The sequence below is a fragment of the Paenarthrobacter sp. AB444 genome, assembly GCF_028736865.1.
Lineage (GTDB): Bacteria > Actinomycetota > Actinomycetes > Actinomycetales > Micrococcaceae > Arthrobacter > Arthrobacter nicotinovorans_B.
The window spans coordinates 152770-177314 of the sequence record NZ_JAQZBY010000004.1 but is presented as its reverse complement, the minus strand read 5'-3'; the positions used below and the strand labels follow the sequence as shown (position 1 = coordinate 177314).

Below are 24545 nucleotides of genomic sequence, written 5' to 3'. Positions count from 1 at the left end.
CGGGAGGCAGTGGGAGTTTCGCCCTGCGGGCTCACTTCCGGGCGGGCGCGTCATCCAACTCCCTGGCAATCCCGGCAGCTTCGGCCTGGAGCATGTCGAGGACTCCGGCAATGGTGGACCGGGCAGCGACCTCCTGCCGTGCCAGGGCAACGATGCTCCTGCTCGCCTTCACGCCTGTCAAAGGCCGAAGGACAAGCCCCCTGCGGGCATTGGCCCGCGCCGTATAGCGGGGCAAAAGGCAGATTCCGTGACCAGCCACCACCAGCGCTTCAAGTACCCTCAGGTCCGGGTACCGTTGGCCCCGCGAGGCCTGCCGTCCCGCGTGGACCTCTATTTGCCGGAGAACCGCGTCGAAGGGGAACCCCTCCGGAACGCCGATCCACGGATGGCCCACCACGTCTTCCGGAGTCAACCGTTCTTTGGCTGCCAAGGGATGTCCGGCAGGCATTGCGACATCGAGGGCTTCCTCCAACAGTGGAACCACAGCGAGTCCGCTCGTGGCGAAGACCCCGGGCCCGTCCACACTGTGCGCCAGCACAATGTCGTAGTCGGCCACCAAGGGAGCGAAGTGTGCTGTGCCCGGATCCTCGAAATGGGCATCGAAGCCCAGTCCCCGGACAGCGGCAACGCGACGCAGCATTCCCGGCAGCAGCATCTCGGCGGCACTGGGGAAGAAGGCTGCCGAAACATGGGTTTGCCAGCCCTGTCGATAACGGTCCACTGTGGACTCCGCGCGCGCCATGGCCGTGGCGATTTCCGCCGCGGCGGCCGCCATGGCCTGCCCGGCTTCGGTAAGTTGCACTCCCCTGCCGACTTTTTCCACCAGGCTCACCCCCAATTCCGCCTGAAGGATCTTCAACTGCTGCGAAACGGCGGAAGCAGTGACATTCATGGCATCTGCTGTGGCACCCACACTTTGGCGGTCCGCCAACTCGCGCAGAATCTGCAGCCTTTTGAAGTCCATGGAGCCAGAGTAGGTGACTGGACGGAATTCCCTCCAAAGTAATTTCCGCCCAGCCCTTACTAAGCAGACTGATAAATTTCGGGACCAGCCGCCCAAACGCTGGACAGCCCATTAGCAGGCACGTAACGTCGGAAATACCACGTACTGCACCCCTGTGAGCAGAAGGGCATCCGCCATGGATTGGTTAATTTGGGTCATTGTCATTGTTTTGGTCGTAGCGATTGTTTGGTGGCTCATGAGCCGCAACAAAGCCCCGAATTCCACGGCAAACCAAGCTCCCGCGGCAATGGAGCCCACCAATACCGGGACGGTACCGGATCCGGGCGCGGTGACCGCAGGGGTAGCAGGGCTGGCCGGAGTAACAAACCTGGGCAAAGCGGCCGCTGAGGGCAGCGGACCCACCGGAGATGAACCTGCCCGCGAGGAAGCCGCTGCTGCTGAGCCCCCTGCAGACGTATCTGACGTTGAGCCGGCGCCTGCCGATGAACCAGCCGGGCGTTCCGGGGCGTCGCCAACCCCTGGGCTGACGGTCGAGGAACCCGTTGTTGCGGCCCCCGTTGTCGAGGAACCAGTGGTCGCCGAACCGGTGGTGGATACGGAGGCGAAACTGCACTCCGCCGACGCCGGCGACGTTGATGCCGGCGATGTGGACGACTGGCAGGCCGCTCCTACCGCGGATGACGTCACGCGGGCTGAGGACACCAGGGCGGCCGACACCGCACAGGCAAACAAGGCGGCCGACAAGGCCGAATGGGAATCCTCGTGGACGGACTCCGCAGGCGCTCCAGTCCACCACCACGAATACACCGATCCGCACTCCCCCACCTTGCCCGGCGCCGAGACGGCCGCAGCGGAGGACCCGGACCCCTCCGCTGACCCTGCGGCATTGACCGGACACCTCGCAGCCGAAGAACCCTACGGAACAGGATCCTCCAGCACCCCCCGCGAGGACCACCCCGTCAAGGCGACTGCGGCCACCATGACGTACCACGATGAGGACGCCACGGATTACGACGACGTCGAAGCGGACGTATGGTTCATCTCGGCGGCACACGCTGAGGCAGCCGGTTTCCGGCCGCCGCGGCGAAGCAGGCACTGAACCGGTTCACACCCCAGGCCAGCCGCAGGAGCAAAGTCATGGGTAAGCAGTCGCTCCCGGGCGGACACCGGGCAGCAGGACAAGTGGCCGCCCTCGCGGTAGCCGTGACCATGACACTGTCCGGGTGCACTGGAAGCACGTCCTCCCCCGGCACCGCTGCCACCCCGAACCCGACCGCTTCCGGGACCGTCGGTCCCGGAAGCGGCCAGGCGTCGCAGGCATCTCCGGGGTCGCTTGAACTTATCGGAAAGCTCGACGCCGGCCTGCAGCTGCCATGGTCCGTTGTGTTCCTGCCGGACGGCACTGCCTTGGTATCGGAGCGCGACTCGGCGAACGTCGTGGCGATCAGGGACAGCAAGGCAGCCCCACTCGGCAAGGTGTCCGGCGTCGTTCCCGGCGGGGAAGGTGGCTTGCTGGGCCTGGCATTGTCACCGTCTTTCGCCGTTGACCGGCAACTTTATGCCTACTTCACGGCGGCAAATGACAACCGGGTTGCAAGGATGCAGGTCACCGAAGGCGCGTCAGGAGTGCTCGGCCTCGGTGCACCGGAGGTGATCTTCCAAGGCATCCCGAAGGCATCCACCCACAATGGCGGACGCATCCGTTTCGGGCCGGACGGAATGCTCTATGTCGGCACCGGGGACTCCCAGCGGCGAGAGCAACCGCAGGACAAGGGAGCCCTTGGCGGCAAGATCCTCCGCCTCACCCCGGAAGGAAAGCCGGCGCCCGGCAACCCCTTCGGGAACAACCCCGTGTACAGCTACGGCCACCGGAACGTCCAAGGACTGGCATGGGACAGCGCGGGCAGGCTCTGGGCGAGTGAATTTGGACCGGATGTTGATGATGAGCTGAACCTGATCACGCCGGGAGGCAACTATGGATGGCCCCAGGTGACAGGGGCGCCCGGCAGGGACGGCCTCATCGATGCGAAAGTCGTTTGGCCATCGACGTCCCAGTCCTCCCCGAGCGGACTGGAAATCGTGGACGGCGTGGCCTATACGGGCGCCCTGCGCGGGCAGCGCCTCTGGTCGGTCCCCTTGCAAGGCGAAACCGCTGGTACCCCTGTGGCCTATTTCACAGGCGAATACGGTCGCCTGCGGGACGTGGCCCGTGCCCCGAATGGAGATCTATGGGTGCTCAGCAACAATCAAAACCCTGACTTTGCGCTGATTTTGCGGGTCAGGTCCTGAGCCTGGACCGCCACGCCGGGCCGATTTCACACTTCGGGCCAAGTCGTGTAGAGTTACATGTCGTTGCGGAGATCGCCGGGGAAAGAAAAGCCCCACGGTTGATCGAAATCAACAGCTGCACCTCTAGCTCAACTGGCAGAGCAATTGACTCTTAATCAATGGGTTCCGGGTTCGAGTCCCGGGGGGTGCACCACTGAAAGGCCTTGGAGTGATTTCGCTCCAAGGCCTTTTGTTTTCCCCAAGGAATGCAATCCCTGGCAGCCCATTGGGCTTGGTTTTGAAGCAGCGAATTGTGGTGTAGAGTTATTTGTCGTTGCGGAGGTCAACAAGGAATGCGAATTCCCTGGAAGGCGCCCAACAATAGCTGCACCTCTAGCTCAACTGGCAGAGCAATTGACTCTTAATCAATGGGTTCCGGGTTCGAGTCCCGGGGGGTGCACCACTGAAAAAGGCTCCGGATCGTTCACCACGATCCGGAGCCTTTGCTTTTGCCCGGCAGGAATTCCGCGCGGGAAGCCGGCCGGGGTGCTTTCTACATCATGCTTGCGGGATGTCGGTTTCGACGCCGGAGGATTCCTGCTCCGGGGCCGGCAAGCCTGCAAGCCCGCGAACAACAATCCTGAGCTCCTCCCGCAACCTGGCGGTGTCCACGGCAACGGGCGACAACACTTCCTGCTCAAGCTTCACAGCTTCTGCAAGGGCCGCACTGCCTGCTTCCGTCAAGGTAACGACGTGGCTCCTGCGATCGGAGTCGCTACGCTGGCGTGTGACATGCCCGTGCAGCTCAAGCCGTGCAAGGGTGGTTCCCATGGTCTGGGCCTTAACCCGTGCAACCTCGGCCAAAGCCGCCTGGGTAATTGCGCCCTTGGCTGCAAGAACTTGCATGGCAATGACACCGGCGTGGGTAAGGCCGATGGACTTCAATTTTTCGTTCCACGAGATTTCCACCAGGCGCGCAGCTGTCGAAAGCAATCGGGTAGTGGGCCATCTCTCCATATCTGGCATGCCGACAGTATATGCGCGCAAGGGCCGAAGACGCGGCTTCTGCGGTCTAAAATGGGAAACCGCGACCGAAACCAAGGAGCATATTTTGGCTGAACGACTTATCCCGGGCGACGCCGCACCGGACTTCACCCTGCAGGATGCCACGGGCAAAAGCGTCAGCTTGTCCGACTTCCGAGGCCGTAAAACCATCGTCTATTTCTACCCGGCGGCCTCAACGCCTGGATGCACGAAGGAAGCCTGCGACTTCCGCGACACTCTGGCATCCTTGCAGGCGGCCGGCTATGAAGTAGTAGGCATCTCCCCCGATCCTGTCGATGCCCTGGCCAAGTTCGCCTCGGAGGAAGAACTCACCTTCCCGTTGTTGTCCGACCAGGAACACGCCGTGGCCGATGTCTACGGTGCATGGGGGGAAAAGAAGAACTACGGCCGGACCTACCAGGGACTTATCCGTTCCACCGTTGTGGTCGACCCTGACGGAAAAGTGTCCTTGGCCCAGTACAACGTCCGCGCCACCGGCCATGTGGCCAAGCTGCGCCGGGACCTCAAGCTGGACAAGTAGCGGGTACACTTGAGGCCGTATATGGCACCGGCTGCATAAGCCGCTGCCAGCCAGCGCGAGTGGTGAAATTGGCAGACACGCAGGATTTAGGTTCCTGTGCCTTCGGGCGTGGGGGTTCAAGTCCCCCCTTGCGCACAGCATGAAAATCGTGGCTTTGAGCCATAGGGAACCCCCGGCTGCGCACATGCAGATCTGGGGGTTTTCCACATCCAGGTGCTTGGTTGGCTGAAAAAGCGCTGGGAGGCGCATTCAGGACGTTCAACTAGACTGGAACGCGGTCTGGCCTAAGTCGGCCACGGCATTCACACCGGCTTGAGGGGACAAGAGTGGCAAGCAGCAAAATGCGGAGCCTGACCGTGCAGTGGCTCAGGGCGGGTTCCGTCTTTGCCGTTTTGGCGTTGACGGCCTGCACCGGAACGCCTGGTCCGGCTCCGTCGTCGTCGGCCAGCAGCACTCCTGCCGCCGAGCCCACTGCCATGTTCAACTTCGGCACCGGCTCGATGCCCTTGGGCCTTGACCCGGCCATGACGGCCGACTCCGAGTCCTACCGCGTCACCCGCCAGGTCCTCGAAGGGCTGGTGGGCGTTGACGGATCAACCGGTGAAACAACTCCCCTGCTGGCCACCGAGTGGAAGGACAGCAACAACGGGCTGACCTATGACTTCACGCTCCGGCCCAAAGTCACCTTCCACGACGGAACACCGTTCGATTCCGCCGCAGTTTGCGCAAACTTCAACCGCTGGTTCACTTTCCCTGCCGACCTCCGCAAGCAGGCGCCGGGAATCTCGTTCCAAGGCGTCTTCAAGGCCTACTCCGATGAGCCCGTATTTTCCATCTTCAAGGACTGCAAAGTGGTTTCGCCCACGGATGTGCAGATCAATCTGACGAGGCCGTTCACGGGTTTCCTGCAAGCCCTGACGCTCCCGGCCTTCGCCATGTCCTCGCCTGCCGCCCTCGAATCCCAGCGTGCCAACGTCCTTGACCAGACCCGGAACGGGTTGGCCGTTTCGGCCTATGCCAGCCACCCGGTGGGGACCGGCCCGTACCAGTTTGGAACCTGGGACGAGAACAAGATCACCCTTCAAAGCTACAAAGGCTACTGGGGCAACAGGGGCCAGATAGCCACCATCAACTTCATTCCTTTTGATCACGCCGAAACACGGCAACAGGCCCTCCTCGACGGAAAAATCGATGCTTATGACCTGGTGACGCCTGCCACTTTCGACCAGCTGGTCAAGAAGGGTGTCCAAATCATCCAGCGGGACCCGTTCTCGGTCATGTACTTGGGAATCAACCAGGCTGTAGCCCCCTTGGACAAGCTTGAGGTCCGCCAGGCCATTGAGATGGCCGTGGACAAGGAATCCTTGATCCGGAAGTTCTTCATCGACAACACGGCCCAGGCTTCACAGTTCGTGCCACCAAAACTCAGTGGCTTCAACAACAACGCTCCTTCACTGGGCTACAACCCCGATAAAGCCAAGCAGCTGCTGGAGAAGGCCGGGTACAAGGGCGAGGAACTGAAGTTCTACTACCCGCTGAACGCGACCCGGGCGTACATGCCCACCCCCGAGAAGATCTACGCCGAAATCAGCCGCCAGCTCGTGGCAGTGGGCTTCAACATCAAACCAGTGCCCATCGACTGGGAGAACGGCTACCTCCAGAAGGTCCAGTCAGCCGGTGACCGCGGCTTGCACCTGCTCGGATGGAACGGCTCGTACGCCGATGCCGACAACTTCCTGGGGCCGCTGTTCGGCGAGACCCGGGCCGAGTTCGGCTACACCGATTCGGAAGTTTTCCACAAAATCGAACGTGCCCGCGCCATGCCTGATGGCGATGAGCGCAACGCCCAATACCAGGCCATCAATGCCGAGATCGCAGCCTCCGTACCGGCCGTCCCCATCGCCTTCCCCATCTCGGCCCTGGCGTTGTCCAACAAGGTGGAAAGCTACCCGGCTTCACCGGTCCTCAACGAAGTTTTCACGAACGTCCGCCTAAAGTCTTGACGAACCCCCACAATTTCAGTATTGGGTCTGCGCGGGGATATTCTGTGACAGCCAGTGCCGCCGCTATCGGAGATTGATCGTGACCTTCATTTCCAAGACTCAACATGCCGACGTCGTCCTTATTGGCGGCGGAATCATGAGTGCCACCCTTGGTGCGTTCATCAAGCAACTTGAACCCACCTGGACCATCTCCCTGTTCGAACGACTCGACGAAGCAGGGCTCGAGAGCTCTGGACCGTGGAACAACGCCGGCACCGGACACGCTGCCCTGTGTGAGCTTAACTACTCCCCCGCAGCCAAGGACGGCTCGGTGGACCCTTCCAAGGCGCTCCACATCAACGAGCAGTTCCAGCTCTCGCGCCAGTTCTGGTCCCACTTGGTGGACACCAACGTGATCGGCTCCCCCAAGGGCTTTATCAACACTGTTCCGCACATGAGCTTCGTCATTGGCGATGACCACGCGAAATTCCTCAAGACCCGGTACGAGGCCCTCAAGCCCAACACGCTCTTCCGCAGCATGGAGTACACCGAGGACCAGGACCAGATCGCCAAGTGGGCGCCCCTGATCGTCAAGGGCCGCGACCGTAAGCAGCGTGTTGCCGCCACCCGCGCGGCAGAAGGCACCGACGTCGACTTCGGCGCCCTGACCCGTGAGCTGACCGGCTACCTGCAAAGCAGCGGCGCCGAGGTCAACTACGGCCACGATGTCACCAACATCAACCGTGCGGCCGGTGGCGGCTGGGATCTGTCCATCAAGCACGCCAAGTCCGGCGAGCATGGCCGTATCCACGCCAAGTTCGTCTTCGTTGGCGCCGGCGGCGGCGCGCTCCACCTCCTGCAGGCCTCAGGAATCCCGGAAAGCAAGGGCTACGGCGGCTTCCCGGTTTCGGGTCAGTTCTTCCGCTGCACCGATGAGGCCATCACCTCCCAGCACAGCGCCAAGGTCTACGGCCAGGCCTCCGTGGGCGCCCCTCCCATGTCGGTCCCCCACCTGGACACCAGGTTTGTTGACGGCAAGCGTTCGCTCTTGTTCGGCCCGTACGCCGGATTCTCCACCAACTTCCTGAAGACCTCCAGCTACCTGGACCTTCCGCTGTCCATCCGCCCCGGCAACATCATCCCCATGCTGGCAGTGGCCAAGGACAACATGGACCTGACGGCCTACCTCATCAAGGAGGTTGCCAAGCGGCACGAGGCCAAGGTGGAGTCCCTGCGCGAGTACTACCCCGAGGCTGTGGGCAGCAACTGGGAACTCATCACTGCCGGCCAGCGCGTGCAGATCATCAAGAAGCACCCGCAAAAGGGCGGCGTCCTGCAGTTCGGCACCGAAGTCATCGCCTCCCGGGACGGCTCCATCGGCGCCCTGCTCGGTGCTTCGCCCGGAGCATCCACGGCTGTGCCGATCATGATCGAACTCCTGCAGAAGTCCTTCCCGAAGAACTTCAAGGGCTGGCAGTCCAAGCTCAAGGACATGATGCCCGGCTACGGCGTCAAGCTCAACGAGAACCCGGACCTCGCCGCTGAGCTGGAAGCCAGCACAGCCAGGTCGCTTCAGCTGGAAGTGGCCAGCGCCATCCAGAGCTAGGCCACACCCGGGGCTGCGGCCGGTTCCCGTCAGACGAATCGTTTCGTAGACCACAGGAGTCGATGCAATGTTCCGCCTGGCCAAGCTGTCCCTGGGTAACCGGGCCCTGATCGCGCTGATCACCGTCTTTGCGGCGGTGTTCGGCGTGATCACCATGGGCTCGCTTAAGCAGGAACTCATCCCATCGATCGAGTTCCCCCAGATCACCGTTGTCACCTCCATGCCAGGCGCCTCCCCCGAGGTAGTGGACAAGCAATTGAGCCGGCCCCTTGAGACCGCGCTGAACAGCGTTGAAGGACTTGAATCAACCTCGTCCACTTCACGCAACGGCGTCTCGCAGATCACCATGGTGTTCACTTATGGGTCCAACCTCGACCGGGCACGCAACCAGATCGACCGGGCCATTTCCAACGCCAAACGCCTGTTGCCCGCCAACGTCGAGCCCCAGTCGATCGCGGGAAACATCAGTGACTTCCCGATCGTCTACCTGGCCGTGTCGTCGGACAAGCCCCTGAGTGAACTCAACGCCGACCTCCTGCGGCTCAGCGTGCCCCGGCTGCAGAAGATCGACGGCGTTCGCGGCGCCGATGTGACCGGCGGCGCCAGCCAGCACATCCTCATCAAACCGCGCCAGGCTGATCTCGCAGCCACGGGCGCCTCGGTCCAATCCATCAGCTCCGCACTGAAGAACAACGGGACCCTGGTTCCGGTCGGCACCATCGAGGACCAGGGCAAGACGTTGTCCCTGCAGCTCGGCAGTCCCGTGGACTCCCTGGACGTCATCAAGGGACTGCCCCTGGCGGGAACCAGCAAAGCCGCCACCATCGGAGCCGTGGCCGAGGTCAGCATCCAGGACGATGCCGCCACCTCCATCACGCGCACCAACGGAAAACCGACGCTGGCGCTGTCCGTCACCAAGAAGCCCGACGGCGACACTGTCGCGATCTCCCATGCTGTCCGTGATGCCATCGGACCGATGCAGGAGGAACTGGGCAACAACGCGACTTTCACACCCGTTTTCGACCAGGCCCCCTTCATTGAAAAATCCATCAAGGACCTCACCACTGAAGGACTCCTCGGTTTGGGTTTCGCAGTCGCCGTCATCCTGGTTTTCCTCATGTCCGTCCGCTCCACCTTGGTCACGGCCGTGTCCATCCCGTTGTCCCTGCTGATAACGTTCATCGGCATCTCGGCTACAGGGTATTCGTTGAATATCCTGACCCTGGGAGCCCTCACCATAGCCATCGGCCGCGTGGTGGACGATTCGATCGTGGTCATCGAGAACATCAAGCGGCACCTCAGTTACGGCGAAGCCAAGCTGACGGCCATCCTGACGTCCATCCGTGAGGTCGCAGGAGCCATCACTGCCTCGACGCTTACAACGGTGGCCGTGTTCCTACCCATCGCTTTCGTAGGCGACCTCGCAGGTGAACTCTTCCGTCCCTTCGCGTTGACGGTGACCATAGCGCTGTTGTCCTCGCTCCTGGTTTCCCTGACCATCGTCCCGGTCCTGGCCTATTGGTTCCTGTCGTCCCCCGCCAAGGGTGCTGTTTCGGCTGCTTCCGCCAAGGAAGCCGGGGAAAAGGCCCGTGAGGCGGAGCAACGGAGCCGACTCCAGCGCGGCTACCTTCCCATCCTTACAAAAACCCAAAAGCATCCGGTCATCACGTTGTCCGCAGCAGCGGTGATCCTGGTGGCCACCGTCGCCGTTTCCCCGCTCCTGAACACGGACCTCCTTGGCCGCTCGGGTGAGAACAGCATGACTGTCCGGCAGGTCCTTCCTGCCGGCACCAGCCTGCAGGCCACCAGCGACGAGGCAGCAAAGGTGGAGGACTCCCTGAAGGGAATCCAGGGCATCAAGGATGTCCAGGTCACCTCCGGCAACGCGCAGACCGGCTTTGCGGCCCTCACCTCCACAGGTGCATCAAACTCGACCTTCACGATCGTCACTGACGAGAAGGTCAACCAAGGCAAGCTCCAGGATGAAGTCCGCAGCAAGCTGTCAGGGGCTGCCGGCAAGATTACGGTTGGCTCCCAGCAAGGTGGCTTCGGCACGTCCTCAACAGTGGATATCACCATCAAGGCCGCCAACTCGTCCGACCTCAAAACTGCCAGCGATGCCATGGTCAAGGCCATGGACGGCGTTCCCGGCAGCACGGAGGTCGCGACGAACCTGGCGTCCACGCAGTCCGTGGTCCAGGTGCGCGTCGACCGCGCCAAAGCTGTAGCCGCGGGCTTGACGGAAGATCAAGTGGGTGCGTTCCTGGCCTCCACCGTCAGCCCGATCCCAGCCGGTACCGTCCGGATCGACACCGACGACTATCCTGTCCAGATCGGCGAAGGAACGCGTTTCACCAGCATCGCGGCCGTCAAAGCGCTCCAGCTTCCCACGGCCAGAGGCGGGGTCGCGCTCGAGACGATTGCCGCCGTCGAACAAGTGGACGTTCCTGTTTCCATCACCAGCAGCAACGGCCAGCGCACAGCGCGGGTGACCGTCACGCCGTCGGGCTCCAACCTCGGCAGTGTCAGCAGCGCGGTGCAGGAGCGGCTGAAGTCTGTACAGTTGCCTGCCGGAGTCACCGCAACCATTGGCGGGGCAACCACCCAGCAGGCGGAGTCGTTCCGCCAACTGGGCCTGGCCCTCCTGGCGGCGATCGCCATCGTTTACGTGATCATGGTGGCTGCTTTCAAGTCCCTCATCCAGCCCCTGATCCTGTTGGTCTCGGTGCCCTTTGCGGCAACCGGCGCCGTCGGCCTCCTGCTGCTGACCGGCGTTCCGCTGGGCCTGCCGTCGCTGATCGGCATGCTGATGTTGGTGGGTATCGTCGTCACCAACGCGATCGTCCTGATCGACCTCATCAACCAGTACAGGAAGCCGCACGAGGGCCGCCCGGGCATGAGCGTCTCCGATGCCATCACCCACGGCGCCCGGCAGCGTCTGCGTCCCATCCTGATGACCGCCCTCGCCACGGTATTTGCCCTGACGCCCATGGCGTTGGGACTGACCGGTGGTGGTGGCTTCATTTCGCAGCCGCTGGCGATCGTGGTGATCGGCGGGCTGGTCTCTTCCACCGCCCTGACGTTGGTGCTGGTTCCCGTGCTCTACAAACTCGTGGAAGGGCGCCGGGAGAAGAAGCAGCTGCTGAAGGACTTGCAGGAAAAGCCAACACCGGACCCGGGAAGCAATGGCCAGGGATCCAGTGGCGCTGAGGAGTTCCAGGACTGGACCACAGGCATGATTCCTCGGGTCAAGGGCCGCCGCGCCGCCCACAATCCGGGCGAGTAGGCACACAGCAAACCTCGAAGCAGGGCCGGGAACATTTCCCGGCCCTGCTCTGTTACAGGCACTGATACATGCAAATGCATCTAGTTTGAGGTACACTGTTTACAGAGCCCGGCACCACGGGCAGGGAGAAAGGCACATCATGCAGATCGGCGTATTCAGCGTCAGCGATATCACGACTGACCCCACAACGGGCCGCACGCCCACCGAGAACGAACGCATCAAGGCGTCCGTTGCCATCGCCAAGAAGGTCGAAGAGATCGGCATGGATGTCTACGCTTTGGGCGAGCACCACAACCGGCCGTTCTTCTCTTCCTCCCCCACCACCACGCTTGCCTACATCGCGGCGCAGACCGAGCGCATCACGCTCTCCACTGCCACCACGCTCATCACCACCAACGACCCCGTGAAGATCGCCGAAGATTTCGCCATGCTTCAGCACCTGTCGGACGGCCGCGTTGACCTGGTCCTCGGACGCGGCAACACGGCCCCCGTCTACCCCTGGTTCGGCAAGAACATCCAGGACGGCATCGAACTGGCGATCGAAAATTACAGCCTGCTCCGCAAGCTGTGGGACGAGGACACGGTCAACTGGTCGGGCAAGTTCCGCACGCCGCTGCAGAACTTCACGTCCACGCCGAGGCCGCTCGACGACGTCGCGCCTTTTGTCTGGCACGGTTCCATCCGTACTCCGCAGATCGCCGAAGTGGCTGCGTACTACGGTGACGGCTTCTTCGCCAACAACATCTTCTGGCCGAAGGAGCACTACCAGCAGCTGATCGGCCTCTACCGTGAGCGCTACGAGCACTACGGACACGGCAAGGCCGACCAGGCGATCGTGGGCCTCGGTGGTCAGTTCTTCATGAGGAAGAATTCACAGGACGCCGTGAAGGAATTCCGCCCCTACTTCGACAACGCCCCGGTGTACGGCCACGGCCCGTCGCTCGAGGACTTCACGTCCCAGACGCCACTGACCGTGGGGAGCCCGCAGGAGGTCATCGAGAAGACCCTCACCTTCCGCGAGTTCTTCGGCGACTACCAGCGCCAGCTGTTCCTGATCGACCACGCCGGCCTTCCCCTGAAGACCGTCCTGGAGCAGCTGGACCTCTTCGGCGAGGAGGTCCTGCCCGTCCTGCGCAAGGAGTACGCCGCCATGAAGCCCGCCCACGTGCCGGACGCCCCCACCCACGCTTCCCGCGTGGCAGCGGCACTGGAGGCCAAGGTCAGCGAATCAGCAGCGGCAGGTGCTGCGGGCCAGGACGCCTGATGTCCACGCCATCGGCCTCATCTGCCGTTCGCCTCGCCGCCGAAACCTGGGAGTCTTTGTTCCGCTCCCAGGTGGCGGTGATGCGGAAGCTTCAGTCCGGGCCGGCCTTCAAGGCACTGCCCGTCAAGGAGTATGACGTCCTGTTCACCTTGTCCCGGTGCCCTTCCGGACAGCTTCGCCTGAACGAAATCAACGACAAGGTACTGCTGAGCCAGTCCAGCCTGAGCCGTTTGGTTGACCGCCTGGAAAAGCGGGGACTGGTGGAGCGCACAACCGCCCCCGACGACGGTCGCGGGGTCCTGCTGGCCCTCACCGACGCCGGGCGCGAACTGCAAAAAACCATCGGGCGCGAACACGTTCGCGACATCGCCACGCTGGTGGCACCCGCCCTCACGGCCGACGAGCAGCGGGAGCTGCTGCGACTGACGGAGAAGCTGCGCGCCTCCGTGGCCGGACACTAGCGCAAGGTCACGAGCTCCCGGTGGTTCTCCGCCGGGAGCTCTCCATTGACTGAAGCACTGACCTTGAGGGACTTCAGCGAGAGGCTTCCGCCCACTGTGGAGAGAAACGCCGTATCGGAAGAATCCCGCCCGGCGGTGATCCGGACCATGGATTCGCGGGGCGCCAGGCCCGTGGGGTCGATGATCCGCCATGAACCGTCAACGTACGCCTCGGCGACGGCATGGAAGTCCATGGGGGTCAGTCCCGGCGCATAAACGGCCGCCAGGCGTGCAGGGACATCCTTTGACCTCAGCAGCGCAATGGCGAGGTGGGCAAAGTCCCTGCATACTCCCCTGCGGTGGAGCAGCGTTTCCACGGCTCCGTCCGTTCCCCGTGAGGAACCGCTGACGTAACGGAGTTCACCGTGGACCCAGTCACGGACGGCGTGGAGCAACTCTTCCCCGTTAAGGGTGCCGAACTCGGCGTAGGAGGTGGGCAACAGCCGATCGGATTCGGCATAGCGGCTGGGCCTGACGTACCGGATTAGTTCCATCGGGGTAGATGTATCGGGCAACGCGTGGCCGTGGATGGTTGCCGCGTACTCCACAGTCACCTCGCTGGGCTCGGCAAACTCAAGATAGTGGAACCGACCCCCGTGATGGTCACTGAGTTCAGCTACGGGAAGCTCCTCCCCCGCCACCGTAACCGACAGGTTCTCGGTGACCGAGTCATAGCCGGGGTTGTTGGCCACGGCAATGGCCATGGCCACCTTGGTGTTGGCTGCGGTCTTGAAAACGAGCGAGGCAGCAACGTTGCGTTCCATTGATCTCCGACACTGGGTCTGCGGCGGTCAGCCCCCATCGCCGCCAAATGTGTGAGTGAGCCAATCCGAGGACTACAGATTGACCTTCAGAGACAGTAGCATCCGCTGGACGTTGGCGAATTCAGAATCGTGGGCCACGTACTTTGCAGCGAGGTCCAAAGTGTCAAAGGATTTTGCCGGAGCGACTTTCTCATCTGCGGCGAAGGCATGCAGGGCAGGGACGTCCCCGAACGAATAATCGCCCTTGCCTGCCGGCCCCTGCACGCGGTTTGCCAGTTCACACGACTGGCCGTCGGCACCGGCCACCTTGTTGGTGATGCCGTAGGAGCCGAAGAACTTATAGCCCTGGATGACACGGAAGACAACGCGCGGATCGATGGTGTCGGGTCCGTCCGAGTGCGGTACATCCAAGGGCGTGCTGCTGATCACCACGTAGGGCTTTCCTTGTCCGGCCGGGCAAGGCGCCGCAGTGGCCGGGGCCAATCCCGTCTGTAGCGTGGCGATGTACTTCCCTGCCCCGTCCTTGACCTCCACTTTCACTGCTCCAGCCAAAGAACCGGCGTCCGGGGAGGCAGACTGGGCAATCCAATCCTTGGGAAGCTCGAAGCTGACGCTCTTGGCCGGATCAGTATAGGTTTTCCAGGAAAGGGCGGTGGGTACCGGTTGCGGGCCCGCACTTGAAGATCCCGAAGGGGCGTCCGTTCCGCTCGAAGCAGCCGAAGACGAGGGCTGACCAGCGTCACTGCCGGGACTCGTCGTCGTGCTTTCCGGGGTGCCTGTCCCCGATTCGGAACTGTTGGGACTGGACGACGCCGTGGAGGTCACTTGCGGCCCCTTGTTTTCCGACGAGCAGCCCGCCGCGCCGGCCACCAGGCAACCTGCAAGAGCCGCCGCAGCAAGTTTCAGCGGTATACCTTCGAGGTTCCTCGTGCCGGTCATGAGCACAGCCTAGCGGTGGGGAGGCCACGACACGCACAGGACTAGGCTTGCTGTATGGCCCCCACCGAGCACGACGAATTCGAGGACACCCTCCCTACGATGTCAGCGGTAGATATCGCTGCCTGGCGCTTGAAGACCTTCGCCCTCTACGACAAAGTGCGTCAACTCGCAGAGACGAGTCCACGGCAGGCCCACGACTACTGGCGCCAGGAGCGGGATCTTATGTTTGCTTCACATCCTGCCTCAGCCTTGACGCCGGACATGAAGGCTTCTTTTTCCGGCCTGCGGACCGCCGGATACGACCCCGCCTACCGCTTCCACGCCGGGCTTCTCCCCGAGGGCGTGGGCCAGGAGATGAATGTCCAGACCGGCACCGACGGCGTGGTTCCCTTCACGCGGATCGGCACCTTTGAACTGCCCGGGCTGGGTTCCCTGGCTGTGTGGCGGCTGAGGAGCTACGGCGGTGGCATCTTCGTACCTTTCCGTGATGCGACAGCCGGGAAGCCCGGCGGCAGCTACGGGGCGGGCAGGTACTTGCTCGATACCGTTAAAGGCTCGTTCCATGGCACCAGGGAAACGGCTACCGGACAGGAGTTCATCCTGGACTTCAATTTCGCCTACAACCCATCCTGCGCGTACAACGAAGCCTGGGCATGCCCCCTTGCCGGGCCAGCCAACCGGCTGGCCGCAGACGTTCCTGTCGGCGAGCTGTACGCAGGCTAGCCGAACAACCCGCCCGGCCCGAAGACTGCGAGCGCCGCAATGGCGGCGATGATGGTCAGGGGTGCCACCAGCAGCCCCATCACGGCGTATCCTTGCCATTTCACCAGCACGTTCATGCGCATCAGCCGGTCGTGCCAGAGCAAAGTAGCCAATGAGGCCCACGGCGCAATCAAGGGACCGGCGTTGACCCCTACCAACAAGGCCGCCATTCTTTCCGGCGTTCCCGCCAGGGGTTCAGCCAGGAGATAGGCCGGCAGATTATTGACGACGTTGGACCCCAGAGCCCCGGTCAGCGCCAGCCTCAGGAGTTCGAAGAAGCCATCGCCTTGGCCTGCCACTTGGCCGAGCAACGCCGACGCGCCGAGATATTGGGTGGCCTCGACCACCAGGAAAAGCCCACAGGTGAACAGCAGAAGGGACCATGGAATCAGCGTGATCTTCAGGACGGCCGGGCGGCGGATGATGAACAGGACGGCCAGGACCACAGCGGCGACGGCTGCCGGAATCCAGATGGCGATTCCCGACACCAGTGCCGGCAGCAGCAGCACCAGGACTGCTGCGCTGCCTGTCAGCAGCAGCCGGTCGGGAGCCTTTGCTTCGGATATTGCCGCGGGACGGGAAGCGTCCAGGCCGTAGCTCTTTCGCAGCTCGCGGCGGAACACCACGGCAATGAACGCCAAGGGCACCAGGATGGCCGCCAGCGACGGTGCCCACATCAATTGCGCAAATTGGGCTGGGGTGATGCCACCCAGATTGTGCTGGGCAAGGAGGTTGGTGAGATTGGAGATCGGGAGCAGCAGACTGGCCGTGTTGGCCAGCCAAACCGTTGTCAGCGCAAAGGGCAGGACCGGGAGCCCCGCCTGGCGGGCCACTGTGACAACCACCGGGGTGAGGAGGACCGCTGTCGTGTCCAGGGACAGGAAGATCGTGCTCAGTGTCGCAAACAATGCCAGCAGCAACCACAGCAGGACGCTCCGCCCGCGGCCCCAGCGGCGCAGGCGCCGCGCGATCCACTGAAACGTGCCGGCTTCACTGACGAGCTCGGTCACCACGGTCATCGCGACGACGAACGCCAAAATTGGTGCGACGCGATCTACGAGAACCATGACTTCGTGCCACGGCAGCACACCCGTAGCTACGGTCACCCCACCCGCCACAAGGAGAACCAGTCCAATTATCGCCAGACGCATGAGCAGGATTCTAAGCCCCGCACCTGACGGGATTCCCACGCATCGCTTCAGCGTGGCATGTGGATCGGCCCCGCTCGCCTAATGCCTTGCGTGGCCCGCTCTGCGCGTCATGGACGAACCATGGGACGTAAAGCGGGCCTCGCAACGCGTGGGAGGACGTAGGATGTCATCATGACTTCCCCGTTTCCCCGTCGTGTCGCCCGCGTACGCCCCCTGAATCCAGCCTCCCCGGACGAGCACTTCTTCGTCGCGAATGACGCAACAAACTTCGCCTCGGACGAAGGAAAGTCGTGGATGGTCATCGAATCCCCTTTCCCCTCTTCCCGGGCCAACGCCGCCAGCCCTGGGCGCGCGGGGTGGGAGCGGGGCTCAACAGTGACCGAAGACGCCTTCACGTTCCTGGCGCCCTCCGTGCCGGTCAATGTCCTTGGCATGGCGCACAACACTGGACAGCCAGGCCGCGAGCTGCCGCCGCAAGCGTTCCACAAAGCGGCATCCAGCGTGGTGGGTCCGGGCGAGGCGATCGAACTCCAGGCGAACGTGGGCCATGTGGACCCCGAGGCGGAACTGACGATCGTCATAGGCCAGGCGGCGCGCGCGTTGACCCTGGAAACGGCAGCCTCGGCGATTCTCGGTTACACGATCGGCAATGATGTTTCGGCACGCGATCTCCAGAAGTCCGACGAACTCTGGATCAGCGCCAAGAGCCAGGACACCTTCACCCCCGCAGGACCTTGGATCGTCACGCAGCTGGACCCCACGGATCTGAAGATCGGCATCGTCCACAACGGCCGCGAGCTGGAGTCTGCGGGTTCGGCGGACCTCGGCTGGAAAGTGGACGAGATCCTGGTCTACCTCACATCGTTCATGACCCTTCAGCCCGGTGATCTTGTCCTCACTGGATTCCCGGCCGGGACCGCCCGCATCCAGCCCGGTGACACCGTGACGTGCCGTGTGGAGGGAATCGGCGAACTCACCAACCCCGTGCGCGGCGCTTCGTGGGAGGAGCTGCCTGCATAGTGTGTCAGGCTTAAGACCATGGAGATAGCTGCGGACGCCACAGGCCTGTTGCCATCTCCCCCTCAAAAACCACCCCGCAAACGGCATCGCGGCATCCTGAAGTACCCCGTAGTGCGGCAATTGATCCGCTTCAGCGGTGTCGGAGTCATCTGCACGGGAAGCTCGCTGGCCATCTACGCGCTGCTGCGTCCCTTGATCGACCCCCAGTTGGCAAACGCCGTGGCCTTGATTTTGACCTCGTTGATGAACACGGCACTGAATCGGCGCCTGACGTTCAAAATTACCGGCAGCAGGAAACGGGCCCGGGACCACCTCAGCGGAGTCATCGTGATCGGTATCGCATTGCTCATCACGGGCGGGAGCTTGGGTGTGCTGCATCTGTTCAAGCCGGACGCCAGCGTCGCTGAGGAGCTCTGGACAACAACGTTGTCCGGTTTCGTAGCCACCGCTGTCCGCTTCACGTTGCTGCGCCACTGGATTTTCCGCCGCGCGCGTCACGTTTAGCCCGGCCGGTCAGCCCGCCTGTGGTGCGGCAAGGCTCCTGACACGCCCGACGGCGGTTTCCACGGCGACGGCGGCTGCCTCCAGGTCGGCGTCGGAAATGGTGGAGGTGAAACTGAACCTGACAGCCGTCTGGGCCGTTTCCGGTGCGATACCCAAGGCCAGCAACACTGGAGACGGCGCATCGGAGCCTGCGGCGCATGCCGATCCGCTGGAGCACACAACGCCCAGCCGCTCAAGCTCGAGCAAGACGGATTCGCCGCTGGTTCCCGGAAAGCAGAAGGACGCGACCGACGGCAGGCGTTCGCTGCGATGGCCGGTGAGCCAAGCGTCCGGCACCGTGTCAAGGACCCGGTCAATGAAGCTGTCACGCAACTGCGCGACGCGTTGGGCCTGAGCCGGCTGTTCAGCATGGGCGAGTGCCAACGCCGTGGACAAGGCTACGGCTCCGGCCACATTTTCGGTCCCGGAGCGCTTCCCGCGTTCCTGCCCACCGCCATGGATGAGCGGTTCGACACGCAGTCGCCCTTTGAGGAAAACGGCACCGGATCCTTTAGGCGCCCCCAGTTTGTGTGCCGAAATGCTCATGGCGTCCACACCGAGAACCTTGACATCCAGCGGACACCACCCGGCGGCCTGGACCGCGTCGGTGTGGAAAGGAACCCCTTGGGCGTGGGCCACTGCAGCGAGCCCTGCAATGGGTTGGACGGTCCCGATTTCGTTGTTGGCATACATGATGCTCACCAGGGCCGTCTCCGGTCGCAGGACACTGCGCAGCGCATCCACGGTGACCCGTCCGTCGCCGTCGACCGGGACGATGTCCACAGCGAAGCCGTGGACGCGTTCGAGGTAACGGGCTGATTCTTCCACGGCGGGATGCTCGACGGCGCTGATCACCACACGATTGAGCGCTGGATCGGCGGCCTGCCGGGCGAGGGCGATGCCCTTGACGGCCAGGTTGTCGGACTCCGTGCCGCCCGAGGTGAACGTCACCTCACCAGCACGGCAATTGAACACTTTCGCAACGCCGGAACGCGCTTCTGCGAGCGCCACTGCGGCTGCCTCCCCCAGGGTGTGATGGCTGGAGGGATTGCCGAATTCACCGCTCAGATAGGGCCACATGGCCTCAAGTACCTCACGGCGGACGGGGGTGGTGGCCGCAGCATCCAGGAAGATCATGTCGGGAACGGCTTTCAGTTCCGGCCCGAAGTCAGTTCGATGTCCAGGCCAAGGTCCAGGGCGTTCACGCTGTGGGTCAGGCCGCCGATGGAGATCACGTCGACTCCGGCTGCGGCGATGCCGGTGACCGTATCGAGGTTGACGTTGCCGCTGGCTTCCACGATCGCCCTGCCGTCCACTTGCTTGACTCCGGCGCGCAGCTCCTCCAGGGAGAAGTTGTCCAGCATGATGGTGTCCACCCCTGCAGCCAACACGGGTTCGATCTGTTCGGCACTGTCCACTTCGACCTCGAAGTGCGTGGTGTGGCCAAGCTGGGCTTTGGCTGCGATCAGCAGTTCTGTCAGTTTGGTGGTGTCGCCACCGGTCATGACGGCCAGGTGGTTGTCCTTGGCCAGTACGGCGTCGGAAAGGCTGTAACGGTGGTTCGCTCCCCCACCGCAGCGGACCGCGTACCGTTCCAGCACCCGCAGCCCCGGGGTGGTCTTGCGCGTATCAGTGATCCGGGCACGCGTTCCTTCCACCAGGCGGACGAATTCCGCCGTCTTGGTGGCAATGGCACTCATGCGCTGCACCAGGTTCAGGCCCACCCGTTCGGCCATCAGTACCGACCGTGCACTGCCGCTGACGCGCGCCAGGTGAGTTCCGGCGTCGAAGGCTTCACCGTCGGCGAGCAGCAATTCCACCTCGGTGTCGGGGTCCACGATCTTCATGGCATCACGGAAAACGGTGCCGCCGCTGAAGACGCCCGGCACCCGGGCGTTGAGGACGGCGACCGCCCGCGCCTCGGCCGGGATGAGCAGCTGGGATGTGATGTCGCCGCTGGGAGCGTCCTCAGCAAAGGCCCGCTCCAGGATGTCCCGCACGGGGGCGGAAGGGAGGGTCAGGTTAGTCATGGACGAGGCTCGCTTTCGGGCTCATGGTGTCACTCTTGTCAAAATCGACGACGGCGGCTGCTTGGGTCACGTTGTCGCTGCGGTAGTGCGCCCCCAAGGACCCGGGCCGCTCCCGGGCCGCACGCACGAGCAATTGGGCCGCCAACAGCAGATTCGCATCCTCATGCACCCGCATCTCCAAGGAACCAGGAACATCCAAGGGCAACAGTTCCTCAGCCCACGCCTCAAGCGCAGCCTCAGCCTCGGCCAGCAACACCCCACTCCGAAGCACCCCGGCCTTGGCGGTCATTAGCCGCTGCAACGCGGCCCTGGAGAAGCCGCTCACAGGTGCTGCCGGGGCACCTACCGGCAGTTCCAGAGTCCCCGACAGCGCCGTTGTCGCGTGAGAGCCCGTGCCGGCCGCCGAGCGTGCGAGGCGTTCGCTGGCACGAGGATCGAGCGCAGGCGCCAAGGGGGCTGTGGAACTGCCGCCCACGGCCGAGTTAGCACGCAGAGGGAGTCCGCTGGGCGGGACCTCGGACACACCCAGGAACGCTTCAACAGCCCGCCGCCCAAACACGAGACCTTCAAGCAACGAGTTACTGGCCAGCCGGTTTGCGCCCTGCACGCCGGTACAGGCGACCTCGCCGGCCGCGTACAGGCCCGGAACAGTGGTCCGGCCGTGGAAGTCGGTCACCACGCCGCCCATCCAGTAGTGCGCCGCCGGTGCGACGGGGACCAGTTCCTTGGTCCAGTCCAAGCCCGCCTGCCGGGTGTGGCGGCTCAACGTTGGGAAGCGCTTGTTCAGGAAACCCGCACCGCGCAGTTCCTCAATGACGGTGGCATCGAGGTAGACATGGCCGTTCGTCTCACCCAACGAGGCCAGGTGCAGGGCAATACTGCGGGAGACCACGTCCCGTGGCGCGAGCTCGGCGTCGGGGTGGTACCCGGGCATGAAGCGATATCCATTGGCATCAACAAGGAGTGCGCCTTCACCGCGGACGGCCTCGGAAATGAGCAAGGGGTGCGCATCGCCGCCGGCTGCGGCTGCTGGCCTGTGGGAGACCATGCAGGTGGGGTGGAATTGGAAGAATTCGAGGTCGGCCACGGCAGCTCCGGCCCGCCAGGCCAGTGCCAGGCCGTCTGCGGTTGCCACCGAGGGGTTGGTGGTTTGGGCGAACAGCTGACCGGCCCCACCGGTGGCAAGGAGCACGGCGTCGCCCCGGAGGCTTTGGGCTAGTCCTTCATGGAGGAAATCGACGCCAACCACGCGGCCGTCGTCGTGGGCCAGGGAAGTTACCTGGGCGTTCCCGAACACCGTGATCCTGCCCTGTGCCTGGAAGTCCAGCACGGACGCTATCAGCGCCGCTGCCACCCCCGCCCCGGTGGCGTCCCCTCCGGTGTGGAGGATGCGCGGAGCTGAATGCGCGGCTTCGAGCCCCAGCGCCGGGCCGCCGTCGTCGTCGAGGTCGAAACTGACGCCGAACCGCTCCAGCCCGGCGATGTTCCACCGTGCTTCGGTGCACAGTATCCGCACCGCCTCTTCGTTGCAGTGTCCGGCGCCTGCGCGCAGCGTGTCAGCGATGTGGGCGGCCACGGTGTCACCGGGCGCGGGTTCGTCCAGTACGGCGGAAATACCGCCCTGCGCGTAGTAGGTGTTGCTTTCTGCGAGCGCACCTTTGGTCAGCAGCACCACCTCCGCGCCGGACTCCGCGGCGAGCAAGGCAGAATACAGGCCGGCGATGCCGCTTCCGACGACGATCAACCGTCCGGTCGCGGGCCTTGCGGCCGGGTTCTCTGTAGTCATGTGGGGCTCGATTCGAACTAGGTGGAGTGCCTGTTGGGCTAGGCCGGCTTGGCGGCCAGCATGCGCTCCAGGGCAATCTTGGCGTTGTCCTGGACGGTGTCGTCCACAGTGATGCGGTTGACGATGCGGCCCTCGACGAGCTCCTCAAGCACCCAGGCAAGGTAGCCAGGGTGGATGCGGTACATCGTGGAGCACGGGCAGATGACCGGATCCAGGCAGAAGATGGTGTGCTGCGGGTTTTCCGCTGCGAGCCTGTTCACCATGTTGATCTCGGTACCGATGGCGAAGGTGGTGGGCTCTGTGGCCGCGGCAATCGCCTTCTTGATGAAGTCGGTGGAGCCCGCCGAGTCCGCTGCGTCCACGACCTCCATGGGGCATTCCGGGTGCACGATCACGTTAACGCCGGGGAAGTCCTGGCGGGCCTTCTCGATCTGGGCTACGTTGAAGCGTTTGTGGACCGAGCAGAAGCCGTGCCAGAGGATGACCCGTGAGTCCAGCAGCGTCTGTTCGTCGTTTCCGCCCAGTTCCTTGCGCGGGTTCCACATGGGCATCTGTTCCAGGGGTACGCCGAGAGCCTTGGCTGTATTGCGGCCAAGGTGCTGGTCGGGGAAGAACAGGACACGCTGGCCGCGTTCGAAGGCCCATTCGAGCACAACTTTGGCGTTGGACGAGGTGCAGACGATTCCGCCGTTGCGTCCGCAGAAAGCTTTCAGGGCGGCGGAAGAGTTCATGTAGGTCACGGGAATGACCGGAACCCGCCCGGCGGCATCGGGTTCGGTGCCGAAGATTTCCTCAAGCTGCTCCCAGCACTCTTCCACCGAGTCCTCATCGGCCATGTCTGCCATGGAGCATCCGGCGGCGAGGTTGGGCAGGATGACCGCCTGCTCCGGGGTGGAGAGGATGTCGGCGGTTTCGGCCATGAAGTGCACTCCGCAGAAGATGATCGCTTCGGCGTCCGGCTTGGTCAGCGCAGCGTTGGCCAGCTGGAACGAGTCACCCACGAAATCCGCATACTGGATGACCTCGTCACGCTGGTAGAAGTGGCCCAGGATGACGGCGCGGTCCCCGAGTGCCGCTTTGGCGGCCCGGATGCGGGCGTCAAGTTCGGCGTCGCTGGCTTTTTTGTACTCTTCCGGCAGTTGGCCTTGGCGCGGCGTTGCCGGCGGTGCGACGTCGTCGCTGGAAGCACCCGGACCGTAGGCGGGTGCACCGGAGAGGGCTTCGGCGAGGTCGTATTCCCATGGGCCCCTGGCCAAGGCCGGGCTGCAGGTTGATCCTGCGCGTGAGAGGCCCTTCTCTGCTTCCTCGCGGGTGATCAGCTGGACGGCGGTGTTGACGCTGCTCATGGTGTACTCCTGTTGTCTGGCCCGAGGCCGGGTGTTCCGGTGAAGCGGTAGAGGCGTGGGGGACGGTGTTTGCCGCCCTGGAGATATTCACCGGTTTCTTCTATTTCCGGCGTGGCTTTGATGTGGCGGCGGAAGTTCGCGGGATCGAGCTGGCGGTCCAGGACCGCTTCATAGACTTCACGGACCTGTGCCAAGGTGAAGTACTCCCCCAGCAGGTGGTAGGCGATGGATCCGTAGGCCATCTTGTTGCGCAGGCGCCAGAGGGCGTAGTCCACGATTGCCTTGTGGTCGAACGCGAGGTCTCCGACCTTGTCCGCCCGGAACCACCGCACATTCTCGGACTCGTCGGCGAGCGCTGCCTCTGTCGGCTGCACCAGGGCCCAATAGACGATGGAGACAACGCGCTGGCTGGGCGAGCGGTGCAGGCCGCCGAAGGCGTACAGCTGTTCCAGGTAGTGCGGCGTGAGGCCGGTGGTCTCGCGTAGGTTGCGGGAGGCGGCATCCTGCAGCGATTCATCGTGGGCCAGGGGACCTCCGGGGAGGGCCCACATGTCTTTATAGGGTTCCCGGATTCGGCGGACCAAGGGGAGCCAGAGGGTGGGCCTGCCGGATTTTTCGCTGGGTCGGAGGGCGAAAATCACCGTGGAAATAGCCAACGACGGCGGCGCGAGTCGCCTTTCGGCGACGTTGGCGGAGCTTGGATTCACGGCGTTCACCTCGCTTCATCGCCGCTTGGAGCAGTCCTTGCG

21 protein-coding genes and 3 tRNA genes are annotated in these 24545 nt (G+C 63.5%); 14 read left to right on the top strand and 10 right to left on the bottom strand.

The window, feature by feature from the left end; genetic code table 11:
- Positions 1 to 31 precede the first annotated feature (31 nt).
- Complete coding sequence (locus PQ627_RS07380) at positions 32 to 964, bottom strand: LysR family transcriptional regulator (RefSeq protein ID WP_274259606.1); 933 nt, start codon at positions 962 to 964, stop codon at positions 32 to 34.
- Between the two features lie 175 nt (positions 965 to 1139).
- Between PQ627_RS07380 and PQ627_RS07375 the strand changes: the two genes are divergently transcribed.
- The 4 genes from PQ627_RS07375 to PQ627_RS07360 all read left to right on the top strand — a co-directional run bounded on the left by PQ627_RS07375 (position 1140) and on the right by PQ627_RS07360 (position 3695).
- The gene (locus PQ627_RS07375) at positions 1140 to 2063 is read left to right on the top strand and encodes a sunset domain-containing protein (protein WP_274259605.1); all 924 of its coding nucleotides are present in this window, start codon (positions 1140 to 1142) and stop codon (positions 2061 to 2063) included.
- 38 nt (positions 2064 to 2101) lie between these two features.
- Positions 2102 to 3253, top strand: a complete 1152-nt coding sequence (locus tag PQ627_RS07370) for a PQQ-dependent sugar dehydrogenase (RefSeq protein WP_274259603.1) — start codon at positions 2102 to 2104, stop codon at positions 3251 to 3253.
- 117 nt (positions 3254 to 3370) lie between these two features.
- Positions 3371 to 3446, top strand: a tRNA-Lys gene (locus PQ627_RS07365).
- Positions 3447 to 3619: 173 nt separating this feature from the next.
- Positions 3620 to 3695, top strand: a tRNA-Lys gene (locus PQ627_RS07360).
- A gap of 95 nt (positions 3696 to 3790) precedes the next feature.
- Here PQ627_RS07360 and PQ627_RS07355 read toward each other — a convergent pair.
- The gene (locus tag PQ627_RS07355; RefSeq protein ID WP_274259601.1) at positions 3791 to 4258 is read right to left on the bottom strand and encodes a MarR family winged helix-turn-helix transcriptional regulator; all 468 of its coding nucleotides are present in this window, start codon (positions 4256 to 4258) and stop codon (positions 3791 to 3793) included.
- An 85-nt stretch (positions 4259 to 4343) separates the two neighbouring features.
- Here PQ627_RS07355 and bcp point away from each other — a divergent pair, with 85 nt between their 5' ends.
- From bcp to PQ627_RS07320, 7 genes are all read left to right on the top strand, one after another.
- Positions 4344 to 4817, top strand: a complete 474-nt coding sequence (bcp, locus tag PQ627_RS07350; RefSeq protein ID WP_274259599.1) for a thioredoxin-dependent thiol peroxidase — start codon at positions 4344 to 4346, stop codon at positions 4815 to 4817.
- A gap of 53 nt (positions 4818 to 4870) precedes the next feature.
- Positions 4871 to 4952 (top strand) — tRNA-Leu (locus PQ627_RS07345).
- Positions 4953 to 5158: 206 nt separating this feature from the next.
- A complete protein-coding gene (locus PQ627_RS07340; protein ID WP_274259764.1) occupies positions 5159 to 6820 on the top strand; it encodes an ABC transporter substrate-binding protein in 1662 nt (553 codons plus the stop codon).
- Positions 6821 to 6899: 79 nt separating this feature from the next.
- Positions 6900 to 8405, top strand: a complete 1506-nt coding sequence (locus tag PQ627_RS07335) for a malate:quinone oxidoreductase (RefSeq protein WP_144659930.1) — start codon at positions 6900 to 6902, stop codon at positions 8403 to 8405.
- A 67-nt stretch (positions 8406 to 8472) separates the two neighbouring features.
- Positions 8473 to 11691, top strand: a complete 3219-nt coding sequence (locus PQ627_RS07330) for an efflux RND transporter permease subunit (RefSeq protein WP_274259597.1) — start codon at positions 8473 to 8475, stop codon at positions 11689 to 11691.
- Positions 11692 to 11830: 139 nt separating this feature from the next.
- Entirely contained in the window at positions 11831 to 12955 is a 1125-nt protein-coding gene (locus PQ627_RS07325) for an LLM class flavin-dependent oxidoreductase (RefSeq protein WP_144659928.1), read from the top strand.
- Positions 12955 to 13416 carry a MarR family winged helix-turn-helix transcriptional regulator gene (locus PQ627_RS07320; protein WP_144659927.1) on the top strand — a complete coding sequence of 154 codons (462 nt, stop codon included), beginning with the start codon at positions 12955 to 12957 and terminating at the stop codon, positions 13414 to 13416. Before PQ627_RS07325 ends, PQ627_RS07320 begins: the two co-directional genes overlap by 1 nt.
- Here the strand turns inward: PQ627_RS07320 and PQ627_RS07315 are convergent.
- Complete coding sequence (locus PQ627_RS07315) at positions 13413 to 14219, bottom strand: transglutaminase-like domain-containing protein (protein ID WP_274259593.1); 807 nt, start codon at positions 14217 to 14219, stop codon at positions 13413 to 13415. The genes PQ627_RS07320 and PQ627_RS07315 overlap by 4 nt on opposite strands.
- A 72-nt stretch (positions 14220 to 14291) precedes the next feature.
- A complete protein-coding gene (locus PQ627_RS07310) occupies positions 14292 to 15158 on the bottom strand; it encodes a hypothetical protein (protein ID WP_274259591.1) in 867 nt (288 codons plus the stop codon).
- A gap of 54 nt (positions 15159 to 15212) precedes the next feature.
- Here PQ627_RS07310 and PQ627_RS07305 point away from each other — a divergent pair, with 54 nt between their 5' ends.
- Positions 15213 to 15881 (top strand): DUF1684 domain-containing protein, encoded by a 669-nt coding sequence (locus tag PQ627_RS07305; RefSeq protein ID WP_274259589.1) that lies wholly within the window; start codon positions 15213 to 15215, stop codon positions 15879 to 15881.
- Here PQ627_RS07305 and PQ627_RS07300 read toward each other — a convergent pair.
- Entirely contained in the window at positions 15878 to 17071 is a 1194-nt protein-coding gene (locus tag PQ627_RS07300) for an SLC13 family permease (RefSeq protein ID WP_274259587.1), read from the bottom strand. The genes PQ627_RS07305 and PQ627_RS07300 overlap by 4 nt on opposite strands.
- 171 nt (positions 17072 to 17242) lie before the next feature.
- On the opposite strand from PQ627_RS07300, the gene PQ627_RS07295 reads away from it, so the two are divergent.
- Both PQ627_RS07295 and PQ627_RS07290 read left to right on the top strand, forming a co-directional pair.
- Positions 17243 to 18091, top strand: coding sequence for a fumarylacetoacetate hydrolase family protein (locus PQ627_RS07295; protein WP_274259586.1), 849 nt, complete (start codon positions 17243 to 17245; stop codon positions 18089 to 18091).
- A gap of 18 nt (positions 18092 to 18109) precedes the next feature.
- A complete protein-coding gene (locus PQ627_RS07290; RefSeq protein WP_144659920.1) occupies positions 18110 to 18595 on the top strand; it encodes a GtrA family protein in 486 nt (161 codons plus the stop codon).
- 9 nt (positions 18596 to 18604) lie between these two features.
- Here PQ627_RS07290 and PQ627_RS07285 read toward each other — a convergent pair whose 3' ends face one another.
- Genes PQ627_RS07285 through PQ627_RS07265 form a run of 5 tightly spaced genes read right to left on the bottom strand, consistent with a single transcriptional unit; the run spans position 18605 to position 24512 of the window.
- Positions 18605 to 19771: a cysteine desulfurase family protein gene (locus PQ627_RS07285; protein ID WP_274259585.1), complete on the bottom strand. Its 1167-nt coding sequence runs from the start codon at positions 19769 to 19771 to the stop codon at positions 18605 to 18607.
- 14 nt (positions 19772 to 19785) lie between these two features.
- Complete coding sequence (gene nadC, locus PQ627_RS07280; RefSeq protein WP_274259583.1) at positions 19786 to 20664, bottom strand: carboxylating nicotinate-nucleotide diphosphorylase; 879 nt, start codon at positions 20662 to 20664, stop codon at positions 19786 to 19788.
- Complete coding sequence (nadB, locus tag PQ627_RS07275; RefSeq protein WP_274259580.1) at positions 20657 to 22450, bottom strand: L-aspartate oxidase; 1794 nt, start codon at positions 22448 to 22450, stop codon at positions 20657 to 20659. Before nadB ends, nadC begins: the two co-directional genes overlap by 8 nt.
- 38 nt (positions 22451 to 22488) lie before the next feature.
- Positions 22489 to 23796 carry a quinolinate synthase NadA gene (nadA, locus tag PQ627_RS07270; RefSeq protein ID WP_274259578.1) on the bottom strand — a complete coding sequence of 436 codons (1308 nt, stop codon included), beginning with the start codon at positions 23794 to 23796 and terminating at the stop codon, positions 22489 to 22491.
- Positions 23793 to 24512 carry an NUDIX hydrolase gene (locus PQ627_RS07265; RefSeq protein WP_144659915.1) on the bottom strand — a complete coding sequence of 240 codons (720 nt, stop codon included), beginning with the start codon at positions 24510 to 24512 and terminating at the stop codon, positions 23793 to 23795. Before PQ627_RS07265 ends, nadA begins: the two co-directional genes overlap by 4 nt.
- Between the last annotated feature and the right edge of the window lie 33 nt (positions 24513 to 24545).